The following is a 19,828-nucleotide window of genomic DNA, read 5'->3' as shown; positions in this document are numbered from 1 at the left end:
ATTATATTTCTTGTCGCGTTATACGTAAACAACGTATGAAGCTTCAACACATAATATGCCGGGGTGGCGGAACAGGCAGACGCACAGGACTTAAAATCCTGCGGTACGTGAGTACCGTACGGGTTCGACCCCCGTCCTCGGCACTAGTAAAACAAGGGTTTCAGCTCATTTGAGCTGGAACCCTTGTTTGTTTTTAAGCGGGTTTGCTGGTATTTTGCTAACGCCGGTTCATTCTGGTTTTATAACGGCAGCCTCTTTACCTCGTTTCCGTCAAAGGAGCGGATGCCAACAATATGCAATTTTTCCTTTTCGTACTCGTTTCTTTCGGTTCCGAGAAAAGGGCGTGTACAATGATTTGAATTCATCAGATCCAATGCAAGCGCATATTTATAAGAGTTACCAGGTTGGATACAGTCCGGCTGGAAGCATAATAGCCATCGTATTATCAAGCACAAACTTGAGCGGAGTCAGATATGATGTTTTCAATTCAAACAACACCTCGGTTTTGAATGGTCTCATTTCCATAGCCGGAAAAGCAGCAATTGCATTGGCGCTGGGTGCTAAAAGGTGGTGAGTAGTTCAGAAGATGTCTCATTGAATAAAAGGAGGTAGTTATGCAGGATTTTGCAATGTCGATGTTATGGTTATGGATTTGCTATTTTATAGTGACTATTATTGGAGTTTTACATACCGTATTTAATATTTATGTGTTAAAAATGAGTCCAATGGACGAAAAAGGCATGGGGGAGGGATATGAAAAAACAAAGCCTTGGCATCCTCTTTATAATGTCATTCTGTTTTCTATATTTGGTTGGCTATATATGCGGGGGTTATCTGTACCCAACCTTGAAGAAGCCCTTATTACGGGGGCAATATGGGCCGGAGTTTGCATTATATTTGATGTTTTGGGCTGGGTGGTCATTAAGCACCCTTGGAGTCTTTCTTTCAAAGAATTCTATATTCATTATCAGCCATGGATTACACTTATATATTTGGTTATTTTTATGGGTCCTGTAATCGGATATTTTTTCGTTTAATTAAATTTCATATGGAGCATGAGGCATTGAAATCGGGCCGAATCCAGGAAACGGAGCAACAATGAGCAAATCATCGGGCGTGAATAAAACTACCGGTGATATTGCCAGAATCATGGCCTGGGTTCCCGAATCGACCTAGACGCTTACAAGCTATACCGGGCTGAACATGGTTATTGGATCTATGATTTTATTCTGCCATACCGAATTCTCGATACTTTGGTCAACAGATCCAGTGAAGCTCTTATCGACTATCTGCGTAATCGCCCTGCCAAGCAGTTCACAATGCTTGATTGCCACGACGGTATCCCAATCACACCGGATTTGGACGACCTGATTAATACCCAAGAGGCCAGAAAACTCGTTGACATCTGTCTGGAGAGAGGTTCGAACCTCAGCTTAATCCTGTCCGTTGACCATAAAGGTGAAGATGGCTTCGATGTTCATCAGATCCGATGCTCGTTTTACTCGGTACTGAACCGCGAAGATGACGTCTATTTAGCTGCGAGGGCAATCCAATTTTTTACACCTGGCATTCCTCAGGTTTATTACGTCGGGTTGCTAGCCGGAGAGAACGACGAGGAGCGAGTAAGAGAAACAGGCGAGGGTCGTGAAATTAATCGCCATAACTACACGCTGGAAGAGATAGAAAAGTCTCTGCAAACTGAAGTAGTACAGAGGCTTTTGAAATTGATCCGATTCCGCAACGATTATGAGGCGTTTAACGGGCTGTTCACAGTTCTGGATTCGTCTAAAGAGGAAGTGCGACTGCGTTGGGAGAATGAGGACAAACGCTGTGACCTGTTCGTTGATCTCCAGACCATGCGGTCGACCATCTCTTACTCCGATAATAACGGCAAAATAATTGAATATATCATCTGATGGAGGAGTAAAGGAATGAAAGTTTAAGAAGTTATTGAAACCATTGTAGTTGATTCGTGTGGTGATATCAGAACGGAGAAGACTGGGACAGGCTAATGAGTGGAAACCCGGATTGATTGGCTTCATGACGACCCTGTAAGCCCATCCTATAAGGACAGCTGCTGCAGCGTGTTCTCCAGTTTTCTCCTCTCTGTAATATCTGTGGCCGTACCTATGAAGCCGGTAATTTCTCCGTCCAACCAAAGCGGTGAAACGATAAGCGAAATCGTCAAGCGGGAGCTGTCTTTTCGGATATACGACCATTCACGTCCCTCCGAGGGCTCTTCCATCGCACAATAAAAGAACGCGTCGTTTGCCATTTATAATGGACAACTCTTCGTCATAGGCAGCCACTTCCACAGGGTCATGAAAAATCAGAGGTGTTTCCCGGCCGATTAGATTTTCTGCTTGATACCCAAGAATCGTTTCCGCAGCCTTGTTCATATGAGTAATTCTTCCTTTAGGATCAAAAACAGTGATTATCGTGCTTACAGATGACTGGAAAATGGCTTCTTGAAGCATATGCAGAGAGCGGTACCTTCTCTCACTGTTCTCCAGCTCTTGCGAAGCTGATTGGAGTAAGTAAAAAATGCAATCAGTTTAGCCGAAAACAGGCCCCCGGAACAAATGAGTGCCAAATAAGTAAGTGTATCTATGGTAGGTCGCAGCAGTAATGATACGAAGGAAATGAGGGTTAAGCTTAGGAGCAGAGAGAGGAGCCGACGGCGCCAATATTGGTCAATATACTGCGAAATAGCAGGTTGAGGAGAAATTATGCCTATTATACTATGCTTATGGGGATAAAGGGTTGTTTTTTTGAGAAAGATAATTAAAGAAATGGTAGAGGGAATTATAATTCATTAGTTTTGATCTTGTTTTTGTCAGTTCTTAATTTTTGAATTTAGTAATGTTCTAAAAATATCTCCATTCGTATGTGCAACAAACAGATCATGAGTGCTGTTACAATAAATGATGTCCTGACTTATCGTCTTTAAGAGTTAGGGCTTAATATTTTCCGGTACAAACATTCGTAATGCTTTTATAGAAAGATCCATACAGCGTTCCGTAGCTCGGTAGAATCCTACCAATTTGTAGGGCATTTCTGAGCTGTAGAGCAAGCGAATGTCTGCATGCATAAAGTCCTTTTGTATTATTTTCTCTCTAAGCATTCCGCAGTCAACGACGATGAAGTTATAGTCTCGATTTAACTCTTTCGTAAAATAAAAATCGGAACCTTCCACTACATAAGCATTTACTGATTGCTCCGGCTTGAATAACTGAATGATATGGGCTAGATGATTGCTGGTATTCGATTCTAGATAACAGGCTGACCCGTCATGTGATTAATCCAACAGACTAGGTTAAGCGCCGTGGTGGTTACATCCATGCGCCGATCATGCAATCATTGCTTTATGTGGATATTCTATGAAAATATTCATTCAAGTGAGATGATCCTAATAGATTTTAGAACTTGGACTATCGCGCTATCAGAGCTTTTGCGTTATAATCTAGAAAAATTTCTTGAAGGTGGAGCACTGTGAGAATTGGAAAAATGAGATTGCGCCTTCAGACAACAATCACCCTGATGATCTGCTTGATCGTCGTCCTCGTCCTGCTGATCGTGTATATGATGTTTGGTATGAAGTTCTCCCGGCAAGCCCAGGAATCGCTGGAGAACAAGGCCATCACCATTGCCCGCACCGTTTCGCGCACGCCGGTTGTTATTGACGGTCTGATGGGAAATGCGGATTCCGGCAGCATTCAGGATTACGCAACCGAAATTAGCGCCATTAATAACGTCCAGTTTGTGGTTATTATGGACATGCAGGGGATTCGCCGTTCCCACCCCGATGCTGCTCTGATCGGCAAGCATTTCATGGGAGGGGATGAGACGGATGCATTGCATGGCAAGGAGAAAATATCCGTTGCTCAAGGTTCATTGGGCTATTCCGTGAGAGCGTTTTCGCCTGTATTCGGACCAGATCGCAAGCTGATCGGTGCAGTGGCCGTGGGAATATCGCTCGGCAGCGTCCAGTCAGCCGTAAAGCAGAATCATTGGATCATCTACTCGGGTATATTGGTTGGCGGACTTATAGGTATCGCCGGGGCTGTGCTGCTGGCACGCAAAATCAAGCGGATGATGTTCGGTATGGAGCCGGGGGAAATCGCTAAATTGCTGGAGGAGCGGAGCGCCATGCTTCAATCCACCAAGGAAGGGATATTGGCAGTAGACAAAGAATCCCGTATCACCTTAGTTAATGCTGAGGCACGAAGGTTGATGGGCAGCGTCGGAATAAGCCAGGACCCGCTTAACACGAAGGTGGATCAATTCTGGCCTCTCCTGCGGATGGAGAAAGTGCTGGATAACGGTGAGCCTTTGCTGGATAAGGAAGTGGAGCAGAGCGGCATCACGCTGCTGGTGAATGTGGTTCCGGTAAGGGTGAACGGAATCATCGAAGGAGCCATTGCCACTTTTCGGGACAAGACCGAAGTCAGTCTACTGATGGAGCGGCTTTCGGGGATATCACTGTATGCGGAGGCGCTGCGTGCCCAGACTCATGAATTTAAGAACAAGCTGCACGTGATCATGGGCCTGACCAATATGCGCAGCTACGACCGGCTGGAAGAATATCTGACAGATATTGTGCAGAGTATCCGGACAGAGGCGGACTCCGTGGTCAGACTGGTCAAAGACCCGGTTATGGTCGGATTTCTGCTGGGCAAGCTCAGCAGGATCAGGGAGGCAGATGTACGTTTGGTCATTCTGGACGACGGTGTGCTGCCCGAATCTGCCGATCACGAAGTATCCCGGGAGCTGGTCACTATTGCCGGCAATCTGCTGGATAATGCCCTGGAGGCTGTACAAGGTACAGATAACAAGCTGATAGAGATTGGATTCCGGCATGAGGACAATCTGCTTACACTCAAGGTTAGCGACAATGGTACAGGTATATCTATCGGAAATGGAGATCACCTGTATGAACAGGGCTATTCTACCAAAGGCAAGGACCGGGGTATCGGGTTGTATCTGGTGCACCGGAGTGTGGCAAAGCTGGAGGGGACGATTCACTATGAGAGCCGGGAAGGTCAAGGAACCGAGTTTACTGTGCAGTTACCCTATATTGTGAAGAGTGATGATAACTAACTATGATAAAAGTACTTATTGTTGAAGATGATCCAATGGTTTCGGAGATGAATAAATTTTACTTGCAGCAGGTTGAAGGATTCCGCGCCGAAGGCTGGGCCAGCTCTGCGGAGGAGGTACTGGACATGCTGAGGGAGAATGTCTATGACCTGATTCTGCTGGATATTTACATGAAAGAGAGCAACGGGCTGGAGCTACTGTCCGAGATTCGGCGGAGAGGCTTAAGGATTGATGTCATCGTCATTTCGGCGGCAAGCGACAAGGAAAGCATCCAGGAAGCTCTGCAAAACGGAGCTGTGGACTATTTGATTAAACCGTTCGAGTTCTCCAGATTCCGGGCAGCGCTGAACGGATATAAGGAGCAGAACCGGTTGTTCCGCACCCAGGAACGGCTGAACCAGTCTGAGCTGGACAAGCTGTCCAGATTCAAGCAGGAACGGACAGCTTCACAGGAGCTGGCCAAGGGATTCACCCGTCAGACACTGCAGACTATCTGGAGAGCGGTAGAGAACTGCGATTGCGAGCTTTTTTCTGCGGAGGACATTTCGGCTGTATCAGGAATTTCCCGGGTTTCTGCCGGTAAGTATCTGGTCGGGCTGACGGAGATGGGGGTGCTGGAAATGGATCTTGTCTATGGGAGCGTGGGCAGGCCGGTACAGAAATACAGGATCGCCCCCAATGGCAAAACGCTGATAGCCCAATACATTTGACAGGATCGGAAGCTCCTGCTGCGAAATCGCAGCGGGGCTTCTTTTTTTTGCCGATTATTCACCTGGCATTACGCCTGGGCTATAGTTGTATTTCAAGCATTTTACAGCCTTCAGCCCTTACTTTTGACAGCGCTTACTTTAATAATTTACAAAACCTCTTCATTATTTACACAAAAACAAAAGCGCTTTCAAAGGCGCTATGATGAATTTGTAAAAGAGTTAAGGAGGTAAGGATAACATGCAAAAAGCAATTCAACCGTCACTTGCAGTACCGGATGAGCAGCATGTACTGAAACAAGGAAAACAAGGCTTTGCACAGCGGGTCATGCATTTAAAAGTGGGTGTCATTCCGCTTCCGCTGTATGTGGTATTTGCACTCATCATATTTGCGGCATCTGTACTCGGTGAACTACCAAACGATATGATCGGCGGATTTGCGGTGATTATCGTTATGGGTGTGCTGCTCAGTGATCTTGGTTTCAAGCTTCCGGTTCTGAAAAATATCGGAGGCCCGGCAATCCTCTCGTTAATGATTCCATCGTTTCTGGTGTTCTGGAATGTGCTTGACGCTTCGGTTATCGAATCGGTCAACACGCTGATGAAGACGTCGAACTTTCTCTATCTGTATATCTCAATTCTGGTGGCCGGAAGTATTACTGGTATGAACCGCACTACATTAATCAGCGGTTTCATCCGCATCTTTATCCCGATGATGGCTGGAACCATTGTTGCGGTAGGCGCGGGTCTAGGCGTCGGCATGCTGCTCGGCTACAGCGCGCACCGCACCTTGTTCTACATTATCGTACCTATTATAGGTGGCGGTGTCGGGGAAGGAATCCTCCCGCTGTCCATTGCATTCTCGCAGATTCTCGGCGGCGAATCCGGTTCCTATGTGGCCCAAATGATTCCGGCGGCGGTGATCGGCAATGTGTTCGCGATTATCGGTGCGGGGCTGCTCAAGAAAATGGCCGATAAAAATCCGTCAATTACCGGCAACGGCGTCTTGGTGAAATCGAAAGATGGCCAGAAGTTGAGCGGAAGCACCTATGACAGTGAAAAACCGGACTTCCTGCTGATGGGCGCTGGGCTGCTGTTCGCCTGCGGATTATTCATTACGGGACACTTGCTGTCGCCATTCATCGGCATTCCGGGTCCGATCCTGATGATCTTTACAGCCGCACTGCTGAAAGTATTGAAGCTGCTGCCGGCCAAAATTGAGCAGGGTGCTTATCAGCTCTACAAATTAGTCTCCGGGACATTGACTTGGCCGCTCATGGTGGGCCTTGGCATGCTGTACATTCCGCTGGAGGATGTGGCTGCCCTAATTTCGATTCCTTATATTATCATTTGCGCTACTGTTATCGTCGCGATGATTCTCACCGGCTATTTTATCGGCAAATGGGTCAATATGTACCCTGTGGAAGCAGCAATAGTAACCGGCTGCCGCGGCGGTCTTGGTGGAACGGGCGATGTGGCGATTCTGTCAGCATCCGGACGTATGGAACTGATGCCTTTCGCACAGATCTCTACACGTATTGGTGGAGCAATTACGGTTGTTGCAGCAACGCTGCTTATCTCTGTATGGGGCGGCTGATTAACACAAGTCATGCCAAAACATCATGCAGGAGGCGATTAGTATGAATCAACTTAGTGGGCAGCCCCATGTGTTTACGCTTCGTGTCCAGTACCGCAGCAACAGCGATTATCTTGCGAATCTGGTGAGCATCGCCGAGAACTATAAAGGTACGGTGCTGAATGCAGAGCTGAAGGAGCTACGCACGGACCTGACCGGTGCCGATGTCGTAATTTCTGTGGAGCATACTGAGGATCAGAAATGGATTGAAAAAGCGGTAACCCAGTTGAATGGAGGAGATATTATGGAATTATTGGAAGAAATCATGCTTCTGCACAAAGGCGGTAAGCTCGAAACAACCTTGAAAAATCCGATCCGAACCAAAGAGGACTTATCCAAAGTATACACGCCGGGTGTGGCAAAGGTCTGTCAGGCGATTGCACAGGATCAGGCCCAGGCCTATGAATTGACGACGAAGAAAAATACCGTGGCTGTCATATCCGATGGGACCGCTGTACTGGGTCTTGGGGATATCGGGCCGAAAGCGGCCATGCCGGTAATGGAAGGCAAAGCAGCGCTGTTCAAGCAGTTCGCGAATGTTGACGCCGTGCCCATCTGCCTCGACACTAAAGATACGGAAGAAATTATCGCGATTGTGAAGGCGCTCGCACCTACATTCGGAGGCATTAATCTTGAAGATATTTCCTCTCCGCGCTGTTTCGAGATTGAAACGAGACTGCGAAATGAGCTGGATATCCCGGTATTTCATGATGACCAGCATGGTACGGCCATCGTTGTGCTTGCCGGATTGCTGAACGCGCTTAAGGTATGCGGCAAAAATATCAAGGATGTCAAAATCGTGGTGAACGGTGTCGGTGCGGCAGGCATCTCCGTCTCCAAAATGCTGCTGCACGCAGGGGCCGTGAACTTGATCGGAGTGGACCGTGAAGGTGCCATTAACCGGCTTGTGACCTATGACCGGACCCATTGGAGTGAATTTGCCCAAATCACGAATCCCAATCTGGAAACCGGCGGGCTGTCGGATGTAATCAAAGGCGCGGATGTCTTTATCGGGGTATCTGCACCGGGCGTGCTGAAACTGGATGATGTGCTGAATATGGCCAAAGATCCGATCGTGTTCGCCATGGCGAATCCGACCCCGGAAATCGATCCCGCTATCGCTGCGCCGCATGTAAGAGTAATGGCGACAGGCCGCTCCGATTATCCGAACCAGATTAACAATGTACTGTGCTTCCCCGGCATTTTCAGGGGTGCGCTGGATTGTGAAGCCATGGATATTAATGATGAAATGAAGCTTGCGGCAGCAGAGGCGATTTCCTCGGTTATTGATCCGTCCGAGCTTCATGAGAAATATATCATTCCGGATGCCTTTGATCCGCGGGTAGTTGAAAGAATCCGCATGGCCGTTGCCCAGGCAGCGTTCAAAAGCGGCGCAGCTAGAAAAAATCTGCTGATTGGCGTGAACTGATTTCTGAATAGAAACGTGTTCCGGCAAAAATAAGAGCTGCTGTGGATGAGGGAATACAAGGATGTCGGCTGAACAAATTACAGAGAAGCAGGTCTACCTGTTTGAAGAAGGAAATGCCTCTATGGTCAAGCTTTTGGGAGGAAAGGGTGGGAACCTGGCTGAGATGACAGCACTTGGGCTGCCCATTCCGCCGGGATTTACAATTGCCCCCTTTGCTTGCAAAAGCTATTACAAGCAAAGGGGGCAATTGTCAACTGGCCGTTGGTTCTAGGAATCAAACCTCCTATAGAACTTTGGCAAATCCGTAAACACCGGCTATTTGCCTTAACGATATTGATGTTACCAGCACATCTATTGAAGAATCCGCAGATCTTATCATGGAGTGTATGGTACAAGAGAGATAGACTGACAATGACTAGTAAGAAAAACGAGTGCATATCTCATACATGTACTCGTTTTTGCATTTAATGCTATATGTAAAGACTCTCTTTAATACTGGAGATTCAGGTTGATTTACGGGAATAGCTGACCAGCAGCACGGCTGCAAGTCCCAGGTTTTGAAAGGAATGATTTAAGCCGATTAAGGATGTTTAAGGTTGTCATATTAATGGCAGGAGCCACTTGTTAATAATGTTGCAGGGTATGCAAGTGGTGGGTTAACGATCAGTTAACAATAGTATGATTCAAGACAAAGCAGTCTCCGAAGTTCTGAAAAGAATTCTGAGACTGCATTTTTGTGTGCAGGAAATGATACGAAGGGGTACTCGCTGACGGATTCGGTTTCGTTGTATGAGATTGGCCTAGGTGGCAAGATTGAGACTATGTTCCAGGAAATGCTGGCAGGTCCAGGAGCCGTACGGAGAACCTTAGAGAAATATCTGAAATAAGGATGAGGAAGTAACGCATTATTGGCATGTGATAGATAAATCACGTAAGCACTCTTGATTGAAAAAACAAAGGAGTGACTCCTCAATAACTGGATAATCACTCCTTTGTTTTAATCCGCTTTATTAAAATTCAATCAATGTCCCATTCCGTGATTGTTAACGGTGTAAGTTGCGGAACCCGATTCGACAGCAGAAGCACTTGCAGAGGCGATCATTAAGCTGGAACTAACCAAGACTACGACGGTCAGCAAGAACAATCTCTTTTTCATTAGTAAACTCCCTCTCTATTATGGTTTTCATTATGTTGTGATGCACTTGGAGCTGTGATTGATTAGCATAGTCTCTAAGGATCTCAAATAATGCTGCTGCTTTCTTAAAGCCTGTATCATCTTTCAGCTTAATACTTGATAGTAAAGTTTCTAGAGTTGTGTTAATTGCATCGTACATATTCTCCTGTTTGTAGTGGTACATCGCCAGCAAGAATTTGTAATCCACAAAATACCTTATACTCTCTTTAGTTCCTTGTTCTACAATAGCGTTAACGTTTATTTCGAATTCTATCAGAATACAATCTACGGAATAATTATATTTTATCGAAGATTCCAAGATAGTTATTAGTCCTGGCAGTAACTCTTCCTTAGCGCTGTTTCTAATAAATTCAACATACTCCTCTAGGATTCCAGTCTTGCCTTCCAGAAGGTCGAGCACGTAGGCATTGGCTTTTGCAATATTACGGTAATATTTGACTTCATTATTTCCTTCTTCATTTAACCCTTTGATCCAGCCTAATTTAGAATATTCTAAAATACACATTCTAGCTTCAGGATACTTTCCGAGCTTTTGCAGTGCGATTCCTTTTGAACATAAGCTAAATCCAAAATAATAGGGAATACTCCGCTTCAGTTTTTGTTCTCTTATTGTGTTACTGCTTGTCTCATATATGATTGCAATCTGTGTGATCAACGTGTCTGCAATTTCAATCATAGCATCCCAATTTTCCAATGAAAAAGATGCCTTAAGCATACACGTTAAGGAATCAGCATTTAATCCATCCAAATCCAATTTCAATGCGATCTTCCTTTCTTCAGCATATCATTCATCGGTTATTACTGCGTCGTTTGTATCTTTAAAATATTCTTTATTTTACCAATATAGTAAGTGATTTTCATCACTGGAACAAGGAAACAAGAGTTTGTTTTATGATTGTCCAAATATAACCAGGGTACAGTGTTTTCACTAGGTTCCATAGAATCGAGGGAATTATGTTTGTTATGCTGTTTATTTGCCCCCTCTGTTTTTGGGTTATTTGTACGTAAAATACCGAAATGTACCTATCTTGGAAATCCATATTCAATTATGATCTTCCCGAAAGAAAGCGCACGCTGGGCACCCACCGATTACAAGCTCATGTCCTGGAAAACGGCAAGATTGATTTACTATTCGTTGAATTTAGTGTCAATAACGGCAGCGACCGGGAAGAATCGATTAGAGGCATGGAAGGAATTGTGCGGCAGTGCAGACGGTTGTCGCCCGGCACTGACATTTGCTTCTTGTACACGGCAGCAGAGAAGAATCTGTCAGGGAGCAACCCCTTTAACATTGCTGTCCACGAAGAAGTAGCCAAGCATTATGATCTTCCATCTGTTAATTTTGTAGCTAGAGTCTATGCACAGACCCAGGCGGGACAAATGGAATGGACCGAGCTGGCTCCGGATGGATATCATCCCAATGATGACGGTCATGCGCTGTATGCTTCTTTTTTACAGGAGTATTTGGATACAGCTCTTGTTCCTGACAACACATGTTCGATTAGCGGAAGTGCTTTAAGTATTCCTCCTCTGGAGGAGCGGAATTATGAATATGGTAACTTACTGGATTTCAGAGGCGCTGATCATGCAGATGGGTTTGAGCTACGCGAGCTTACCCCTGAAGATCCGCTAATGAACTGGCGATTTGGAACGGAGCACTTATTTACAGACAGCAGAGAGGCATCTTTTTCTTACACAGTAACCGGACAGAGTGTAGGTCTGCTGCTATACGGCCCGGATAGTGGGATATATTCGCTTAATGGCGGTCCCTTTAGTGCAATTAACTTATTCGACGAATGGTGTCCGCTTGCGTTTCGGCCTATTATTGCTATGTTCGGAATCCAGGAACAACGTCTGGAATTGCAAGTAACTGTGCGAATTACAGGGGATAAGGATGAACAGAGTAAAGGCACCAGTCTGCGCATTCTGAAGCTGATGTACAATTGATTATTTTAGCCAAGGGGATTATACTGCCTCTTATTAAGCGTTTACAATACTAAGAAAGATGGTGTTGATCATTTCTTTTACAGAGCACAGCGTCGATTCTTCTCCTATCGTAATCCGCCTGACTGATTATGGTGTTCTGCCGGATTCCGGCTTGGATGCTCAGCCGGCCATGACAAGAGCCATTCAGGCTGCCGCTGAAATAACTGGACTCGTCCTGCTGGATTGTCCGAAGGGCTGCTATCATTTCTATCCAGAAGAGGCGATCCGGAAACCCTACTACATCACCAACACTACCAGTGAAGAAGAGAATCCTGATGTCACCAAGACTATAGGAATTCTACTAAAGGGGATGCACAATTTAACGTTTGAGGGTAATGGATCTCTATTTATCTTCCATGGCAAGCAGACTATGTTCTTGCTGGATGGATGCAAAAATATAGAGATTCGCAATTTACATACCGACTACGCTCGGCCGACTGTGACAGAGATGACGATTACTGAAAGCGGTACTCATTATTTCGATGTCCAGGTTCACCCCGATTCGCGTTATGAGATCAGGGATGGCAAGTTGTTCTGGATCGGTGAGGGCTGGAGCTTCTCGGAAGGACCGATGCAGACCTATGACCCACTACGCAATACGACTTGGCGGATGGACAACTGGTCGGAGCTGGCTGAGTCTGTTGAAGAGCTAGAGCCGATGAAGCTCCGCTTGCATTTTGATCATCAACCTGAGGTTGTCGCCGGGCATGTCCTGCAAAGCCGTGATGGTATTCGCGATCAGGTAGGTGTCTTCATTGTGGGAAGCTCTAACATCACCTTCAGCAATGTGGGGCTGCATTTTTTACACGGACTTGGTGTTGTAGGACAGTTCAGCGACAATCTCACCTTTCAACGCATGGATATTTCACCGCGCCTGGAAACCGGCCGAACGGTTACTGGCTTTGCGGATTTCATCCACATGTCCAGCTGCCGAGGCAAAATTACCGTTGCGGACAGCCGTTTTGCCGGTTCACATGATGATGTCGTCAATGTCCATGGTACCTATCTACGGATCGTGGAGCAGACATCGGCAAATACGGTGAAAGTTCGCTTCATGCATCCGCAGACCTACGGTTTTCTGGCCTTCTATCCGGGAGACGAAATTGAATTTGTTCGTTCTGGCTCTCTGACTACCTATGCGGCTAACGAAGTGGTAGAGGTTAAGCGTATAAACCCGCGTGAGCTTATGCTGACCCTAGCACAGCCGATTCCTGAAGGGATTGGCAGCCATGATGTGATCGAGAATGTAACCTGGACACCAGAGGTTGAAGTCGTGAATAATCACCTCGCACGGGTACCGACCCGTGGCATCCTTGTGACAACCCGGCGTAAAGTAGAGATTAAGGAGAATGTTTTTGAACGGATGCAAATGAGTGCGATTCTGATTGCTCTGGATGCGGAGTCTTGGTATGAGTCTGGCAAGGTGGAGGATGTGACGATCACTGGGAACCGTTTTATAGAGTGTGGTCGTCTTGAAGATCCCGTTATTTTAATTTCGCCAGAGAACACAGAGGTTGATGAGAGCGCTCCCGTACATAGGGGAATTGTAATTAAGAATAACAGGATTGAGACTAGTGAAGCGTTAGTCCTTAGTGCCAAGAGTACCCGTGGACTGGTCTTCAGTGCTAACGAAATGGTCATTGGTGAGGAAAGCACGGGTCGTCATTCCAGTCTTGAGGATGCGATGTGTTTAACTGCCTGCAGCGAGGTCGAAATTATCAATAATTTATTTCATAACAGAGAGTGAGGGAGAGACCCAATGAAACTTCAATATGACAAGCCAGCAAGCGTATGGAGCGAAGGGCTTCCGATCGGGAATGGCCGTCTGGGTGGTATGATCTTCGGTGGTGTGGAACAGGAGAAAATCAGTCTAAACGAAGATACACTTTGGTCAGGATTTCCAAAGGATGGGAACAATCCTGGTGCCAAGGAAGCTCTACCAAAAGTCCGAAAGCTGATTCAGGAAGGCCGCTATGAAGATGCGGACACCATGACCAGAGAAATGTTGGGTCCGTACACCCAATCGTATCTGCCTTTTGGAGATCTACTACTTCGTTTTGAGCATGGCGGTATTTATCATTCCTATCAGCGTACACTTGATGTGGAAAATGCGATTCACCGCATTGAATATCGGATTGGCAATGTTACTTACACCCGTGAGATGTTCGCTTCACATCCTGATCAGCTGCTCGTGCTGCGTTTGACCTCAAGTGCGCAGGGGGCGCTGAATGTGCATGCTTCTTTGGACAGTCCTCTTCGGCACAGTCTTCGCTCGCAAGGCGACAGCTTTGAACTGTCGGGTACTGCGCCGGAGCATGTAGATCCGAGTTATTTCGGGAGCGACGATCCCATCAGATACGGAGAACCAGGGGACAGCAAGGGAATGGCCTTCGAAGGTCAACTCTCCGTAACGGCGGAAGACGGTGAAGTAACAGTTGACGGCAGTGGGATTCATCTACTGGGAGCGACGACGGCAACCTTTTATTTCAGTGCGGCTACAGGCTTTAACGGTCATGACAAAATCCCGGGAGTTGACGGGCGAGATGCTTCGGCTATTGCTGCTTCTTTCTTGACAGATGGGAAAGGCAAGTCTTATGATAGCCTGCTTCAAGCGCATATTGCCGATTACCGATCACTTTTTGATCGGGTGAAGCTTAAGCTGGGTAAGTCGCTAGCCCCGGAGGCGATATCCACGGAGCAGCGAATTACGACTTACTCGGCACAAGATCCTGGTCTTGTCGAACTGCTCTTTCATTATGGGCGCTATTTGCTGATCTCAAGCTCGCGTCCCGGAACGCAAGCTGCCAATCTTCAGGGAATATGGAATGCGGTTACCCGTCCGCCATGGAGCAGCAACTATACACTGAACATCAATACAGAGATGAACTATTGGCCAGCTGAAATTTGTAATCTGGCAGAATGTCATGAGCCGCTATTGGATTTGGTCGGTAATATGGCCAAGAAAGGTGCGGAGACCGCTCGGGTTAATTATGGCACCCGAGGCTGGGTGGCTCATCACAACTCAGATCTTTGGGCACAAACAGCACCGGTTGGTGACTACGGTGACGGAGACCCAAGCTGGGCGTATTGGCCGATGGGTGGCATTTGGCTGACACAGCATCTCTGGGAGCATTATGCTTTTGGCGGAGATGAAGAATATTTACGGACTTCAGCTTATCCCGTGATGAAGGAGGCGGCTCTGTTCGCACTGGACTGGCTTATTGACGATAGCAACGGTAGACTTGTGACTTCCCCGTCCACTTCCCCGGAGCATAAATTCCGGACAGCGAAGGGTGTATCCGCGGTCAGCCCTGGTTCCACTATGGATATTTCACTCATCTGGGAGCTGTTCACGAATTGTATCGAGGCATCTGTAACGCTTGGAACGGATGAGGCTTTGCGTGAAGAACTGGCGAGTGCCCGTGAACGTCTCTTGCCTCTGCAGATTGGCAAGTACGGACAACTGCAGGAATGGTCCATAGACTTTGAGGATGAGGATATGTATCACAGACATACTTCGCATCTGGTCGGCATCTATCCAGGCCGGCAGTTGTCGGAAGAAGAGACCCCTGAGCTGTTCGCTGCGGCAAGAACATCGCTTGAACGGCGCGGGGACGAGAGCACAGGCTGGAGTCTGGGCTGGAGAGTTGCCCTATGGAGTCGCTTCGGGGATGGCAACCGCTCACTACGTCTGCTCTCAAATATGCTGCGGCTGGTGAAGGACGGGGAGTCAGAACAGTATAGTCACGGCGGCGTTTATGCCAATCTGCTTGGCGCACATCCACCGTTCCAAATTGACGGTAACTTCGCCGCTTCTGCCGGAATTGCTGAGATGTTACTGCAATCTCACCGCGGCTATCTCGAACTGCTGCCCGCACTTCCAGATGAATGGCAGGAGGGAAGTGTAGCGGGGCTGCGTGCCCGCGGCGGCTTTGAAGTTAGCATTCAGTGGGATAAAGGGCATCTCGTGGAAGCTCAGATTAGCTCGTTACTGGGTAATGATTGTGTGATCGGCACCGATGCTAAGCTCATGGTGAGTAATGGTGACCACGAGATGAAGTATGACCGTTCCGTAGATGGAATGGTGAGCTTTCCTACTACCGCCGGCCAGACCTACAAGCTTATGATTGGTGAGCAGTAATAGTCAGTTTTATACGAATACTGATAGCAGCAGGGACCTGAATGACAGGCCCTGCTGCTGTTTTTTATATATACCAGTGTGAGTAATAGGGTCTGTATAAGATGTGTTAGATCGCGGTATGGATCGGTAGATCGTTGTATAGAAAACGCTTTATCTGATCTTTATAATGAGGGCATACTTGGGGGACACAGGTACAGAGGAAGCAGCCTTCAAGGTCCAAAATGCAGTAACAAGGAGGCAAATCATGCTAACTGATAGTGCTACAACGGTAAAAGTGAACACGGACACAGCATCTCTTATCCGTGTAACCAATGATGAGGTGAATCTAGAGATTGATCTCGAGACGGGTGAAGCATCCGTTGTCGGCGGAAATACTTCTCATGTAAAGGGGATTCACAGCGCATTCCGCTGGCAGGGCCGAGAATATAACACTGAACATTATCAGAGCCACAAACTGAAGTCACAGGAAGTAGTAGTTCGTGAAGGCTTTGGAAAAGGTGTTCATGTAGTCATTTTGCACGAATCGTCCCTGCTGCCACAGCTTGAGCAGTATTTCTATATTTATGAATCTTCATCGTTTGTGTTGATGCAAATCGTAATCGCAAGCGACGAGGAGATCAAGGCGAACCGCATGGCGGTCATTCAGACCAAATCGGTGTCACTTGGCGGGGAATCAGCCCAACCGGATGAACCAAGCATACTTCGTGTGCCGTATGACAACGACAAATGGGTCAGATATACAGTAGTGAAGCCGCCGATGGATACGGAAAGCTATGAGGTAACAGCAATATTCGCACCAGAAAGCCGGCGTGGGATTATTATGGGTTCCATTACTCACAAGGTGTGGAAAACGGGTATTCGTATCAAAAGCGAGCGGAGTCACCACTTATATTCGTAGGATTTTATGATGATTATAGAAAAGGCCTTGAAGCTTACGGTCAGGCTAACTGTGAAGTCCAAGGCCTATGCTCGTTTTGTCGGCCTGGACTTCAAGGAAAGAGATGCCATCTTCAGCGACAACTATTTTGATATGTCGGGTGGTACAACTAGAACCATTACAATTGCTAAAAAAGATCTCGACAAGCCAGCTACAGCGGAGGAACTTCGTGCACAGCTTACTTTACGCTCCGTCTTTGATATTTAAATAGGATGGTTTTCAGGAAGAAGGTCCTTAACACGGGGCCTCTTCTTTGTAATGTATTTTTTTTACTATAGCCGCTAATAATCATTTATTGTTTTGCTAGAATTTAATATCGTAATATGTAACTTTTAGAGATCAATATTTTACTACTCAAGGTATAGATATTCAGATTGTATCCCCTTCCATTTATCTTTAAAATAGACTTCAAACAACGAGATAAATCAAGCCGGTTACATTACAAGAAGATCTGATCAGAAGAGTAGGAGGATATTATGAGTATTTATTATGATGACAGCCGCAAGGTATTTCATTTACAGTCTGAGCAATCCAGCTATATTATTGAAATCATTAGAGGTGAACTTCCAGCGCATGTCTATTGGGGTCCTAAATTGGAAGGTAGAGAATTCAAGCAACCACTAAATCTGGTGGAACGTTGCTCTTTTAGCCCGACCTACACGATGGAGGACAAAAGGATCTCTCTCGACACCCTTCCAAGTGAATTTCCGTCTTATGGAAATGGTGATTTCCGAGAACCAGCGCTTGAGGTTCATTTGGTAGATGGTACGACCATTACGGACTTCCTTTATAAGAGCTATAAGATTAATAAAGGAAAGCCTACATTAAAGGGACTACCTTCCACCTATGTTGAAAGTGAAGAAGAAGCAGAGACACTGGAACTCTTTCTTCAGGATGACAAAACCGGACTGATAGCTGTATTGAGCTACACCGTATTTAATGATCAGGATGTTATAACGCGTTCCGTGCGAATTGAGAATCAGGGTAAGGACAATGTGGTTCTGAAACGTGTGTTGAGCGCGAATGTTGACTTCCATGATTCTGATTATGACATGCTGCAATTATCTGGTACTTGGACTAGAGAACGTCATATCCACAAAAGACCACTCGTACCTGGTATCCACCGAATTGACAGTAAACGCGGCGCTAGTAGCTCCCAGCAGAATCCTTTTATGGCCTTGCTTGCAAAAGATGCAACAGAGGATCACGGTGAAGTATACGGATTCAGTCTTGTATATAGCGGAAGCTTTCTTGCGCAAGCGGAAGTGGATCAATATGGAATTTCCAGAGTGGGCATCGGCATTCAGCCTTTTAATTTTCAGTGGTTGCTTGAACCGGGAGAATCCTTCCAAGCCCCTGAAGCTGTACTGGTAAGATCTAGTCAAGGACTTGGTGGATTATCAAGAACCTACCACCGTCTGTATCGGACCCGGCTATGTAGAGGCGAATTCCGTGATCGTAAGCGCCCTATTCTCATCAACAACTGGGAAGCGACCTATTTTAATTTCAACGCAGATAAAATCAAAGAAATTGCTCAAGCAGGCAAAGACCTTGGCCTTGAACTGTTTGTTCTGGATGACGGCTGGTTTGGAAAGCGAGATAATGACGACAGCTCCCTCGGAGATTGGGTAGAGGATCGTCGCAAGCTTCCAGAAGGTCTCGGAAAACTTGGGGAAGACATTACGGCAATGGGCATGGAATTCGGATTATGGTTCGAACCGGAAATGGTATCGCCAGAAAGTGATCTTTATCGTGAGCATCCGGATTGGTGTCTTCATGTACCAGGGCATAAAAGAACGTTAGCTCGCCAGCAGCTTGTTCTGGATTTATCCCGTAAGGATGTATGTGATTATATTGTGGATTCGGTTAGCTCCGTGCTGTCGTCGGCTCCGATTACTTATGTGAAATGGGATATGAACCGGAATATGACAGAGATTGGGTCTGCCCTTCTTCCTCCGGAACGTCAACGCGAAACGGCTCACCGTTATATTCTTGGGCTGTATGATGTGTTGGAACGTATCGTCACCCGTTTCCCACATATTCTGTTCGAGAGCTGCTCCGGCGGTGGTGGACGATTTGATCCAGGAATGCTGCACTATATGCCACAGACCTGGACTAGCGATGATACAGATGCCGTTGAAAGATTGAAGATTCAATATGGAACAAGTATTGTGTATCCTTCAAGTTCTATGTGTGCTCACGTATCGGCTGTTCCTAACCATCAGGTGCACCGTATAACACCTTTGGAAACACGTGGTCATGTCGCGATGTCTGGTAGTTTCGGCTACGAACTAGATATGACCAAACTCTCTGAAGCTGAACGCGAAGCTATCCGGAAGCAGGTTTCAGAGTACAAGGAACTGAGAATGCTGATTCAGTTTGGTGATTTCTATCGACTGCTTAGTCCTTTTGAGGGTAATCAGACAGCGTGGATGTTTGTTTCGGTTGATAAAAAAGAAGCTTTTGCCACGTACTTCAGAGTTCTTGCTGAGCCTAATGCACCTCTGCGCAAATTGCGGTTGAAAGGACTCGACCCAGCTAAAAACTACAGACTTGAGCTTAACGGTGAGGTGTACAGAGGAGATGAGCTGATGCACTTCGGACTCAACCTTCCACAACTTGAGGGCGACTTTAAAAGTTTACTTATCGTACTTAAAGAAGTTTAATAAGAAAAGGAGCAAGCCGGTCAGTGGCTTG

At 46.5% G+C, this 19,828-nt stretch carries 18 protein-coding genes, 1 tRNA gene and 1 pseudogene; 16 read left to right on the top strand and 4 right to left on the bottom strand.

The window, feature by feature from the left end; all coding sequences use genetic code 11:
* Positions 1-57: 57 nt before the first annotated feature.
* A tRNA-Leu gene (locus MHH52_RS21630) sits at positions 58-143 on the top strand.
* Positions 144-396: 253 nt separating this feature from the next.
* Here the strand turns inward: MHH52_RS21630 and MHH52_RS21625 are convergent.
* Positions 397-519, bottom strand: coding sequence for a hypothetical protein (locus tag MHH52_RS21625; RefSeq protein WP_340004392.1), 123 nt, complete (start codon positions 517-519; stop codon positions 397-399).
* Positions 520-614: 95 nt separating this feature from the next.
* On the opposite strand from MHH52_RS21625, the gene MHH52_RS21620 reads away from it, so the two are divergent.
* Both MHH52_RS21620 and MHH52_RS21615 read left to right on the top strand, forming a co-directional pair.
* Positions 615-1,037 carry a hypothetical protein gene (locus MHH52_RS21620; RefSeq protein ID WP_340004391.1) on the top strand — a complete coding sequence of 141 codons (423 nt, stop codon included), beginning with the start codon at positions 615-617 and terminating at the stop codon, positions 1,035-1,037.
* Between the two features lie 144 nt (positions 1,038-1,181).
* Positions 1,182-1,916, top strand: a pseudogene (locus MHH52_RS21615) (sucrose phosphorylase); the annotation flags it as partial.
* A 146-nt stretch (positions 1,917-2,062) separates the two neighbouring features.
* On the opposite strand, the gene MHH52_RS21610 reads toward MHH52_RS21615, so the two are convergent.
* Entirely contained in the window at positions 2,063-2,245 is a 183-nt protein-coding gene (locus tag MHH52_RS21610; protein WP_340004390.1) for a PAS domain S-box protein, read from the bottom strand.
* Complete coding sequence (locus tag MHH52_RS21605; protein ID WP_340004389.1) at positions 2,220-2,477, bottom strand: PAS domain S-box protein; 258 nt, start codon at positions 2,475-2,477, stop codon at positions 2,220-2,222. Before MHH52_RS21605 ends, MHH52_RS21610 begins: the two co-directional genes overlap by 26 nt.
* A 1,015-nt stretch (positions 2,478-3,492) precedes the next feature.
* On the opposite strand from MHH52_RS21605, the gene dcuS reads away from it, so the two are divergent.
* The 7 genes from dcuS (at position 3,493) to MHH52_RS21570 (ending at position 9,759) form a co-directional block, all read left to right on the top strand.
* The gene (gene dcuS, locus MHH52_RS21600) at positions 3,493-5,100 is read left to right on the top strand and encodes a DcuS/MalK family sensor histidine kinase (protein ID WP_340004388.1); all 1,608 of its coding nucleotides are present in this window, start codon (positions 3,493-3,495) and stop codon (positions 5,098-5,100) included.
* A gap of 2 nt (positions 5,101-5,102) precedes the next feature.
* Positions 5,103-5,810, top strand: a complete 708-nt coding sequence (locus tag MHH52_RS21595; RefSeq protein ID WP_313640993.1) for a response regulator — start codon at positions 5,103-5,105, stop codon at positions 5,808-5,810.
* Positions 5,807-6,013, top strand: a complete 207-nt coding sequence (locus MHH52_RS21590) for a hypothetical protein (RefSeq protein ID WP_340004387.1) — start codon at positions 5,807-5,809, stop codon at positions 6,011-6,013. Before MHH52_RS21595 ends, MHH52_RS21590 begins: the two co-directional genes overlap by 4 nt.
* A 35-nt stretch (positions 6,014-6,048) precedes the next feature.
* Positions 6,049-7,404, top strand: coding sequence for a 2-hydroxycarboxylate transporter family protein (locus tag MHH52_RS21585; protein ID WP_340004386.1), 1,356 nt, complete (start codon positions 6,049-6,051; stop codon positions 7,402-7,404).
* Between the two features lie 43 nt (positions 7,405-7,447).
* Positions 7,448-8,872 (top strand): NADP-dependent malic enzyme, encoded by a 1,425-nt coding sequence (locus MHH52_RS21580; RefSeq protein WP_340004385.1) that lies wholly within the window; start codon positions 7,448-7,450, stop codon positions 8,870-8,872.
* 61 nt (positions 8,873-8,933) lie between these two features.
* On the top strand, positions 8,934-9,143 hold the full coding sequence (locus MHH52_RS21575) for a PEP/pyruvate-binding domain-containing protein (protein ID WP_340004384.1): 210 nt from the start codon (positions 8,934-8,936) through the stop codon (positions 9,141-9,143).
* 463 nt (positions 9,144-9,606) lie between these two features.
* Positions 9,607-9,759, top strand: a complete 153-nt coding sequence (locus MHH52_RS21570) for a hypothetical protein (protein ID WP_340004383.1) — start codon at positions 9,607-9,609, stop codon at positions 9,757-9,759.
* 225 nt (positions 9,760-9,984) lie between these two features.
* Here MHH52_RS21570 and MHH52_RS21565 read toward each other — a convergent pair whose 3' ends face one another.
* Entirely contained in the window at positions 9,985-10,827 is an 843-nt protein-coding gene (locus MHH52_RS21565; RefSeq protein ID WP_340004382.1) for a DNA-binding protein, read from the bottom strand.
* A gap of 257 nt (positions 10,828-11,084) precedes the next feature.
* Here MHH52_RS21565 and MHH52_RS21560 point away from each other — a divergent pair, with 257 nt between their 5' ends.
* From MHH52_RS21560 to MHH52_RS21535, 6 genes are all read left to right on the top strand, one after another.
* The gene (locus MHH52_RS21560) at positions 11,085-12,014 is read left to right on the top strand and encodes an SGNH/GDSL hydrolase family protein (protein WP_340004381.1); all 930 of its coding nucleotides are present in this window, start codon (positions 11,085-11,087) and stop codon (positions 12,012-12,014) included.
* A gap of 58 nt (positions 12,015-12,072) precedes the next feature.
* Complete coding sequence (locus MHH52_RS21555; RefSeq protein WP_340004380.1) at positions 12,073-13,800, top strand: right-handed parallel beta-helix repeat-containing protein; 1,728 nt, start codon at positions 12,073-12,075, stop codon at positions 13,798-13,800.
* A 12-nt stretch (positions 13,801-13,812) separates the two neighbouring features.
* The gene (locus tag MHH52_RS21550) at positions 13,813-16,194 is read left to right on the top strand and encodes a glycoside hydrolase family 95 protein (RefSeq protein WP_340004379.1); all 2,382 of its coding nucleotides are present in this window, start codon (positions 13,813-13,815) and stop codon (positions 16,192-16,194) included.
* 244 nt (positions 16,195-16,438) lie between these two features.
* Positions 16,439-17,092, top strand: coding sequence for a hypothetical protein (locus MHH52_RS21545; RefSeq protein ID WP_340004377.1), 654 nt, complete (start codon positions 16,439-16,441; stop codon positions 17,090-17,092).
* A gap of 6 nt (positions 17,093-17,098) precedes the next feature.
* A complete protein-coding gene (locus MHH52_RS21540) occupies positions 17,099-17,338 on the top strand; it encodes a glycoside hydrolase family 2 protein (protein WP_340004375.1) in 240 nt (79 codons plus the stop codon).
* Positions 17,339-17,607: 269 nt separating this feature from the next.
* Positions 17,608-19,797 carry an alpha-galactosidase gene (locus tag MHH52_RS21535; protein WP_340004373.1) on the top strand — a complete coding sequence of 730 codons (2,190 nt, stop codon included), beginning with the start codon at positions 17,608-17,610 and terminating at the stop codon, positions 19,795-19,797.
* The last annotated feature ends 31 nt before the right edge of the window (positions 19,798-19,828 follow it).

Source organism: Paenibacillus sp. FSL K6-0276, assembly GCF_037977235.1.
GTDB lineage: Bacteria > Bacillota > Bacilli > Paenibacillales > Paenibacillaceae > Paenibacillus_AQ.
This window is presented reverse-complemented; position numbering and strand designations above follow the sequence as displayed.